At 57.9% G+C, this 447-nt stretch carries 1 protein-coding gene; it reads right to left on the bottom strand.

Features of this window, described 5'->3' with window-relative positions:
* Positions 1–144 precede the first annotated feature (144 nt).
* The coding region (locus tag ACTD9P_RS29955; protein ID WP_438870470.1) for a response regulator at positions 145–447 on the bottom strand (303 nt) is incomplete at its 5' end.

The following is a 447-nucleotide window of genomic DNA, read 5'->3' as shown; positions in this document are numbered from 1 at the left end:
AATGGACCGCGCGGAACACGCCCGCGATGACATCCGCCGAAGTGTCTCCATCGGCCATCGCCGACAGGCCTTGCTCGGCAATGATCAGGCCTTCATCACATTCCTCGAAGAAAATGCCGAGGATTTCGTCCAAACCATCGCCGCTCATGGGCACACGCGGCGGATCGCCGCCCCCAGCTTGGTCGCTTCAAAGGGTTTGGTAATCCAACCGGTGGCGCCAGCCGAACGGGCGCGCGCCTTTTTATCGTCCGAAAATTCGGTCGATAGAACAAGGATCGGGGTGCCCCGAAATTCAGACACTTTGCGAACCGCTTCAATCAGTTCGAAGCCGTCCATATTCGGCATGTTGATATCGGTGATCAGCAGATCGGGCTTCACCTCATGCATACGCTCTAGCCCATGCACGCCATCATCGGCGGTTTCGATGCGAAAGCCTTGCGCCGTCAG

This window comes from Pseudomonas onubensis (genome assembly GCF_965653655.1).
GTDB lineage: Bacteria > Pseudomonadota > Gammaproteobacteria > Pseudomonadales > Pseudomonadaceae > Aquipseudomonas.
Note: the sequence above shows the minus strand (reverse complement) of the source record. Positions and strands in the feature narration are given on the sequence as shown.